Source organism: Oceanobacillus sp. B139/18, assembly GCF_055524595.1.
This window is the reverse complement of record NZ_JBVFXI010000003.1, coordinates 491,692-499,614: the sequence shown is the minus strand read 5'-3', so window position 1 is coordinate 499,614 and position 7,923 is coordinate 491,692. Positions and strand designations below refer to the sequence as shown.

General features: G+C 42.1%; 8 protein-coding genes and 1 pseudogene. 6 read left to right on the top strand and 3 right to left on the bottom strand.

Features of this window, described 5'->3' with window-relative positions; all coding sequences use genetic code 11:
• On the top strand, positions 1-363 hold a 363-nt coding region (locus ACZSMY_RS12710; protein WP_465147843.1), incomplete at its 5' end, for a 3D domain-containing protein.
• An 84-nt stretch (positions 364-447) separates the two neighbouring features.
• Here ACZSMY_RS12710 and ACZSMY_RS12705 read toward each other — a convergent pair.
• Positions 448-893 (bottom strand): annotated as a pseudogene (locus ACZSMY_RS12705) (GNAT family N-acetyltransferase).
• A gap of 228 nt (positions 894-1,121) precedes the next feature.
• Here ACZSMY_RS12705 and ACZSMY_RS12700 point away from each other — a divergent pair.
• The 3 genes from ACZSMY_RS12700 (at position 1,122) to ACZSMY_RS12690 (ending at position 3,886) form a co-directional block, all read left to right on the top strand.
• Positions 1,122-1,565, top strand: a complete 444-nt coding sequence (locus ACZSMY_RS12700; RefSeq protein WP_455725982.1) for a hypothetical protein — start codon at positions 1,122-1,124, stop codon at positions 1,563-1,565.
• Positions 1,566-1,588: 23 nt separating this feature from the next.
• Positions 1,589-2,944, top strand: a complete 1,356-nt coding sequence (locus ACZSMY_RS12695) for a tripartite tricarboxylate transporter permease (RefSeq protein WP_193064879.1) — start codon at positions 1,589-1,591, stop codon at positions 2,942-2,944.
• Positions 2,945-3,040: 96 nt separating this feature from the next.
• The gene (locus ACZSMY_RS12690; protein WP_455725981.1) at positions 3,041-3,886 is read left to right on the top strand and encodes a Cof-type HAD-IIB family hydrolase; all 846 of its coding nucleotides are present in this window, start codon (positions 3,041-3,043) and stop codon (positions 3,884-3,886) included.
• 107 nt (positions 3,887-3,993) lie between these two features.
• Here the strand turns inward: ACZSMY_RS12690 and ytvI are convergent, their stop codons facing one another.
• Both ytvI and ACZSMY_RS12680 read right to left on the bottom strand, forming a co-directional pair.
• A complete protein-coding gene (ytvI, locus tag ACZSMY_RS12685; protein ID WP_042529875.1) occupies positions 3,994-5,088 on the bottom strand; it encodes a sporulation integral membrane protein YtvI in 1,095 nt (364 codons plus the stop codon).
• Between the two features lie 106 nt (positions 5,089-5,194).
• Positions 5,195-6,520 (bottom strand): alpha/beta hydrolase, encoded by a 1,326-nt coding sequence (locus ACZSMY_RS12680; protein ID WP_332094421.1) that lies wholly within the window; start codon positions 6,518-6,520, stop codon positions 5,195-5,197.
• Between the two features lie 203 nt (positions 6,521-6,723).
• Here ACZSMY_RS12680 and ACZSMY_RS12675 point away from each other — a divergent pair, with 203 nt between their 5' ends.
• A complete protein-coding gene (locus ACZSMY_RS12675; RefSeq protein ID WP_042529877.1) occupies positions 6,724-7,131 on the top strand; it encodes a secondary thiamine-phosphate synthase enzyme YjbQ in 408 nt (135 codons plus the stop codon).
• Positions 7,132-7,159: 28 nt separating this feature from the next.
• Positions 7,160-7,900 (top strand): tyrosine-protein phosphatase, encoded by a 741-nt coding sequence (locus tag ACZSMY_RS12670; protein WP_193064875.1) that lies wholly within the window; start codon positions 7,160-7,162, stop codon positions 7,898-7,900.
• Positions 7,901-7,923: the final 23 nt, after the last annotated feature.

Here is a 7,923-nt window from a genome sequence, read left to right as displayed (position 1 = left end):
GAAGCAGAAGCTGTGAACTCCTCAGAAAATGAGGAACCTGTAACGGAAACCAACACACAAGAACAAGCTAGCGGTGAAACAATCTCTGTAACTTCTACCGCATATACAGCTAACTGTGAAGGATGTTCTGGTGTTACATCAACCGGAATTGACTTAAACGCAAACCCGAATGAAAAAGTAATTGCTGTTGATCCAAGTGTAATTCCACTAGGTACAAAAGTATATGTTGAAGGCTATGGTCATGCAGTAGCGGGCGATATCGGCGGCGCAATTAACGGTAATAAAATCGATGTTCATGTTCCGACACGTGATGAGGCTCTTAACTGGGGCGTGCGTGAAGTTAATGTGACTGTAGTAGAATAGTAGAAACTTAATAGAAAAAATTTGAGGGAAAGCACTTTGCAATAAGGTGCTTTCCTTTTTTTTATGGAATATGAAGCGATTATGTCAATGAATATCTTCCCAATCCAACTCCCGATAAAGCATCGATTCCGTCTGCTTTTCTTTTTTCATATTCACTTTCTCAAGCACCCGCATGGAAGCGGGGTTATCCAAACGTGTTTCGGCTATAACTTTTTCAACTTCGGCAGTACGTTTTGCCCAATTTAATAAAGCGGCAAGTGCTTCTGTTGCGTAGCCCTTATTCCAACAGCTTTCCAGAAATCCATAACTTCTGCCGTTTTATTTTCATCTGGTCTTCCTTTAAACCCCATATCTCCAATTATTTTGTCATCTGCCTTTCGTTTTACAAGCCAAACACCCCAATATAAGAGAGCAGGGTCTTCTTTTAATGCATGTAAATGCTGGATAATATGAGGATCGCGTGGATAGTCTGAAGTCATTGTCTGTTCTGTACAAGGGGTAATGATGAGTCTGTCTGTTTCCAGCTTCATAAAAACCGCTCCTTTTTCACTGTATTTTAATTCGGGTATAACCGACTTTCAAAGCTATTAGTATAACAGATAATATGGGTGATAAGCCTTCCAGGTTATAAGTTATGCTGTGATTAGTATCTGCTAATAACTCCTAGTATAATTAGCTTGTGTGTAGTATAATCAGGTTATTTCATTCTGCAAATAATTGTTTCAGAGATATTTTCAATAGAAGGGTGTTTAAAAAAGATGGAAGAACCAGAACAAAAACGTTCTCAAGCCTATGTTGAAATCATTGGTGATACGGTTGTCGGAAAAGACTTGATCATGACAATCTCCATCAGTGTGGTGTTGAGCTTTCTTGGCTTTTTTGCTGGCAGAGAGCTTATTTTTCCGAGGATTGCTCCAGAAGAAATGATCCTGTCTTATTCTCTATTGTCAGGCATCGTCGGCAGTGTAACAGGTTTGCTTGTGAACACGTTTTTATTTAAACCGAAGCGGATTTTAAATGAAACGGCGTCTACCAATGCAGAATTGTCGGAAATATATGAGAAGCTGCAGCTGGATATGGAGGAGGAGCGTGACTCTATCTTGAATGATCCAGTGACCACAGCAGAGATGAAGGAACAAGGATTTTATGAGATGTTTATCCTGGATGAGCAAACGCAAAGCGATGAGAAAGAAAAGAAATAGTTGAAAGAGGAGAATGAACGAAAATGGATGTATTACTGATATCAATCGGATTAGCGATTGTAGCCGGGCTGATTTTCACGGCAATCGGCTTGATTTCCGGCTCCGATGAAACCGCTGTGCTTGTTCCCGCTACATTGATTGTAGTGCTGTTGGGAGCACCTCCGGAAGCTGTTTTTGCCTTTTTTATGGCTGCCGTGCTTTCCAAGCATCTCACGCATGCGATTCCTACTGCATTAATGGGTGTTCCTGGAGATACGACGGCTACGCCGATGCTGGACCATGCGAACTTTATGCGGCGCATCGGCCTGCCGCATATTGCGTTGCGGAAAATGATTTCCGGCGGGATTATTGGTGCATTTATTGCGCTTCCTGTATCCTTGGCGTTTGCTGTATTCTTAAGCCAGTTTGGAGAATTTTTTCAGGAGAATGCCGGGCTAATATTTACATTAGCAGCTGTTTTGATTGGGTATTTTTCCAAAGGTCGCTGGGCGAGTATTATTTTGATTATCCCACTTGCCCTTGTAATTCAAGGGTTGAATATGGTCAGCACCACGATTCTGGGAACCGGATTATCAATCAGCTTTTTCTTAGGTATTGCAATTGGACCTATGTTTACCGATATCTTATTAGCAACCTCCGGAAGCGGACGGCTGATGATTCAGCGCCAGCAGCCCAATGAATATAAATTAGCTCCAGAAAAGAAATCATGGTCGGGATATTTTCCGAATCCATTTAAAGTATTAACGAAAAAACAAACAGCAGCGGTTGGAGGGACGTCGTTTTTATCTTCGTTAACCTTTGCTTTAAGTCCTGTCGGCATGACCGCATTGATGGGAGAGCTGGTAGGTTCCAGGATAAAGGGACAATACAAGAAGTCAACGGCCAGCCTTTCTACGATGAATGGGGTAACGGAATCAACGTATATTGCGGAGACGATTATTCCGCTTGTGGCCTTTGGAATTCCACTTAGTCCGGTAGCAATCGGACCGGCGCAAGCGTTATTTAATGCGCCGCCTGTATTTACAACAGAGCCGGTCCATAATCTGCATACGTTAATGGAGCCGATGGATTTTCTTCTATACGGGTTGATTGGAATTATTGTTGCGGCTGTTATTGCCTATCCATTTTCGATGAATTTTGCGCGGAAAGCGACGGTTCTTGTGTTAAAGCATATTAACCAGGAAGCCATTATTGCTATGTTTATCGGAGTGGTTACCTTGCTTGCGTTCTATGAAGGCGGCTTGGTGAGTGTTACCGTTACGTTTGCCATGGCAATGGTCGGCGGATTATTGAATCGTTTCCTTGGCGTGGGAATCGGGGTTCAATTTATGATATTCTATGGCTCCGGCTGGATTGTAACAACGTTATTAGGTATGTAAGGTGTGAAATACAGCGGAACAGATATATCAAAACAGGCCGGGCAATCAACATGGCTTCAAATATGGTAAGATAGCAACTGGAAGGATGTGAAGCACGTGAAGTTAATTGCAATTGATTTAGATGGTACATTACTAAGTGAAGACGGAAAGATCAGTGAAGAAAATCAAGAAGCGATTCATAGAAGACAAGCAAACGGCGATATCGTTGCTTTTTGTTCTGGAAGATCATTGCATGATATGCAGGAAATTGCGGATGCGGCGAATTTAGAGGTTCCATTAATTTGTGCGAATGGTTCGTTGACCAGTGTGAATGGAGAAATTATCCGCAGCCAGATACTTGTTGCAGACAAGCTGACGGAAATCATGGACACGGTGGCGAGTGCAGGATTATATTTTGAGGTTTATACGAATAAAGGCGTCTATATTCAAAAGGATAAGAAGCCGATTTTAGAAGAAGAGAAGGAAGCTTTGTTTGATACGCCGGAAGAAAAGGAAAATGCCGGGCATATTATTCGAATACAAAATATGCAGTATGGGATGGTAGAAGTAGATGACTACTTAGAAGCAGGAGTAACCGAATTGGATCCGTATAAAGTATTTATTTTGTCCTTCCGTCGCCAGGAGCTGGAGAAGCTTGCGGAAGGCTGGAAAGGCAGAGAGGATATTTCCATCACCACCTCGGGCTATCAAAAATTAGAGGTTGCTCATCCGGACGCCAGCAAAGGAAATGCATTAGAAGCGCTGGCAGCGTATTATGAAATTCCGCAGAAGGACACGGTCAGCATTGGAGATAATTTTAATGATATTTCGATGCTTGAATATGCAGGAACAGCTGTAGCGATGCATAATGCTGAACCGGAAGTAAAGGAATATGCAGACCATGTAACAAGAAGTAATGAAGAAAATGGTGTCGGTCATGCATTAAATGAAATCATCAAATAAGACAGCAGAGGCTTTGCTTATAAAACGAAACGTTACGCAGCGGGAGTTTTGGCTCCCCATAATAAAAAATCCGAATCTGATTTTTACAGATTCGGATTTTATTTGTTCTATATACTTTCTTCTTCTACCTTTTCAATCGACTTCTTCTTCACGAATTGAAATAAGCCAACTTCATGGGCTGCTTGAAATGCGCTGACAACAAACGGACCAAAAATAAGTCCGAGCACACCAAAGAAGACAAATCCAAAATACATGGATAAAACGGTTGGCAATGCCGCGAGCCCCATTTGATCACCGAGCACCTTAGGCTCCGTAATCCGTCTGATGACCAGGAGAAATAAGGCTAATACCATCAGCTGCAGACCGGTTGGAACGTCGCCGATAAGCATCATCAGTCCTCCCCAGGGAACCAGAATTAATGCCGGACCGACATACAGCGGAATAATGTCCACGAGCCAGATAATAAAGGTCATTAAGAGCGCAAACCGAGGTGAGATAAATAATAAGCTCACATAGGTAAGTATGAAAATCATTACACTAAGCAGGAATTGCGCTTTCCAGTATCCCCAGAAAACCGTTTTTAAACGCTGGAAGAAGGTCTTTAATTTTGTAGATGTTGTCTCTGGAAACAGAGAGAAAAAAGCTTGGAACAGCTTTGGCAGATCCAGACTGAATAAAAAGAAAGTAATCAGGTAGACAAGCGATACAAAAAGCAGATTAGGAATGGATTGGACCCAGGAACCGAGCATGCCAATCAAACTCTCTACTAAGTCATATCCTGTGTTTAACAGCCGTTCTGATTGACGTTCCAGTTCACTGATAATCGCATCACGCTGCGGCAAATCAGCAATTAAATCATTGAACCTGTTAATAATTTCAGTGATGATGGTCTGAATTTCACTTCCGTATCTGGGAACATTATAACTCCATTCCACGATACGGCTGATGGTACTTGTGAGCATGACATAAATTAATCCGCAAGCCACTACCACGAAGGTCGTAAAAACAATGGTAACCGGCCAGATTCGTTTTTCTTGTTTTAATACTTTTTGCAGCAGCTTCACAAGCGGTTCAAAAATAATTGCTGTTAATAATGCCAGCAGGACAGGTATAAATACCGAAAAGTAAAAATATAAAAATACAGCTAGTGCTATAAGTAAGATGCCGATAATAATTTTTTTGATTAATGATTGATTTAACAAAAGCTTTCCCCCTGCCGAATAACACAATAAAATATCATAATATCATTTTATAATCCGGCTTTCAAATTGTAAACCGGATTAGTGGAGTTCAGGAATTATTGCTGTATTATTCCGCCTGTTCATGAATCCAATCGCTGATATCCTTGATAACCTGTTCATCCACATGACCGGGAATATTGTATTCAGCTATCGTGCCTTTATTTTCCCCTTGGGATAGAATAAAGTTATGGTTAAGGTCCGGATAGGTTTTTAATGTTGCCTGCGATTCATCTGCAAAAATATCTTCCCATGCAGCGAAGTCATTCTCCACGGTGACCTGAAAATCTGCTTCGCCCTGAAGAATAAGCAGTGGTTTATTGGAATCAAGAGCAATTTGGCCGACATCGTATTGATCCATTTCTTGAAGATAATATCCGCTCATTCCGCCAATGTCATATTCCATGGCTTCTTCTGGAGACATATCTTGAAAGCTTTCGGCAAGCTCTTTAAATGCATCTGCTTGTTCCTGCAGCTGTTCTCGTGCTTCTTCACTCAGATTATCAGAAGCTAAATCTAATTGCTGATTGTACAGGATTTCCCATAATGACCGGGGAGAGCCTGCTAAAAGAATCATGCCAGCTGTATCTGCCTCGTCGTCAATGCGCGGCGCCAGCATTCCCCCGAGAGAATGTCCATTGATGTATACTTGATCCGTCTGAATTCGGTCGTCCGCTTGCAGCATGCGGGCTGCTTCCACAGCATCATCCACCGATTCTTCCTTAACGGTCAGTGCCGCTCCCAGCTCTTCCACCATTTTTTCTCCATGTGTATACGTACGCTTATCATAACGTAACACCGCAATTCCTTCTTCTGCTAATCCATAAGCAATATCCTGAAAGGGTTTGTAGCTAAAAATAGTTTCATCCATATCATTTGGACCAGATCCATGTACAAGCACCACAGCTGGATATGGTCCGCCTTCCTCATCGGGCAGGGTCAATTTTCCATTTAGGGGGTAGCCGTCTTCCGCTTCTATTGTGATATCCTCTTCCACTGCAGCATCAGGGAGGGCTAAATCCTCCATTGGGCGCGCTATTTGTAAGCTCTCCAGTTTTTCTTCTTCATTCCAATCCATGGTTACCTCCATTCGTGCATCATCAAAAATGACTTCACCGGAAACAGCTGTCTCGTCATCATCTGCGGTTGCTTCCAGATTGTTAATTTCTTCAAATGTACTTCCGCGATTAGCTTCCCAGGACAGCCGTAATTCATCTGCAGGGTATGCATCCTGCAGTGCTGCGGAGAAATATTGGTCGGTAATTTGCTGATATTCCTCCTCCTGCAACTGCTGAAGCACTTCTTCTGCGTTCTCTTCTGCTGTGCTTTCCTGACTCGAACAGGCAGAGAGGAGAAAAAAGGCTGAACCAGCCAGAATTATGTATGTTTTGCGCAACATCATCACCCTTTTCATAAATTATGTGTTTATCTCAAATGAATGGAAGAGCATACAAAGCCTATACCCTATTGTACGATTTACGAAGGGGTTATGTTTCAAAACTACCTAATTATTTGTTGGTTTGTCCATATTTCGTTAAGATAGGGTTATACTTGAAAGAACGCATGATAGAATGATTTTTATGGGAAGAGGTGGAGGACATGACTACGAATGCAATCGAATTTCAAATAAAAACAAAGAAGAAGCAGGAATTTGTTTTCTTGGATAGCCAGCTGGAGGAAATTTTAGACCAGAGCGGTGTGCAGGAAGGAATCATGCTGGTATATTGTCCGCATACGACCGGCGGAATTACAATTAATGAAAATGCTGATCCGGATGTACGGCGTGACTTATCGCTTGGCTTGAACGAAACCTTTCCAAATAAAGAAGCCTATGTCCATATGGAAGGCAATTCGGACGGACATATGAAATCATCGGTTGTCGGTGCCAGCGAAACATTGATTATTTCCAACGGTCATCTGATTCTGGGAACATGGCAGAGTGTCTATTTCTGTGAATTTGACGGGCCGAGAACACGGACGGTGTATGTGAAGATAATAGAAGGGTAAGGTTTGTGACTAAAGGGGAGGCAGAAGCGTGACAACAGAAACTTTATTGTTTAATCCGGAAAGACATATTGCATTAGATGGAACACAAAATATTCGTGATTTGGGAGGCTATCCAACGAAGGATGGCAAGCAAACAAAATGGGGAAAGTATTATCGGGCAGATTCTCTGCATCAGGTGAGCCCTGAGGGGCATGCTTTTCTGCAAAAGGAAAGAGGCATTCATACTGTTATTGATTTACGCATGAGCATGGAAGGGAAATATCGAAAAGAGGATAAAGCACGTTATGATTTTTATAATATCCCCTTGCTGGACCCGGCTACATTTACGACTAAAATGCCGAAAAGTCTTGTGGAAATGTACATCTTGATGTTGGAGACCAGCAAGCCGAAATTTAAACAAATCATGGATATTTTTCTTGAGAATAAAGGAAATCCGGTTCTGTTCCATTGCCGGGTCGGAAAGGATCGTACAGGTGTCCTGGCCGCTATTTTATTAGATTTAGCAGGCGTGCCAAGAGATATTATCGTGAAGGATTATGCGCTGACGGGCGAGTATAAGAAGATAACGGATGAAGAGCTTCATCATCGTCCGCCGTTGATGTCACGGAATCAATTTAAAGCGATGTTGAGCTGTGAACCTGCTTACATGGAAGCGTTTTTGGACTATTTGTATAAAGAATATGGCAGTGCGGCTGATTTTCTGAAAGTGATTGGTTTGAGAGAGGAAGAAATCACTGCTTTGCGAGATGATTTTATAGAGGAAGGATAGAATAAAAAAAGGAGAAGAACGGT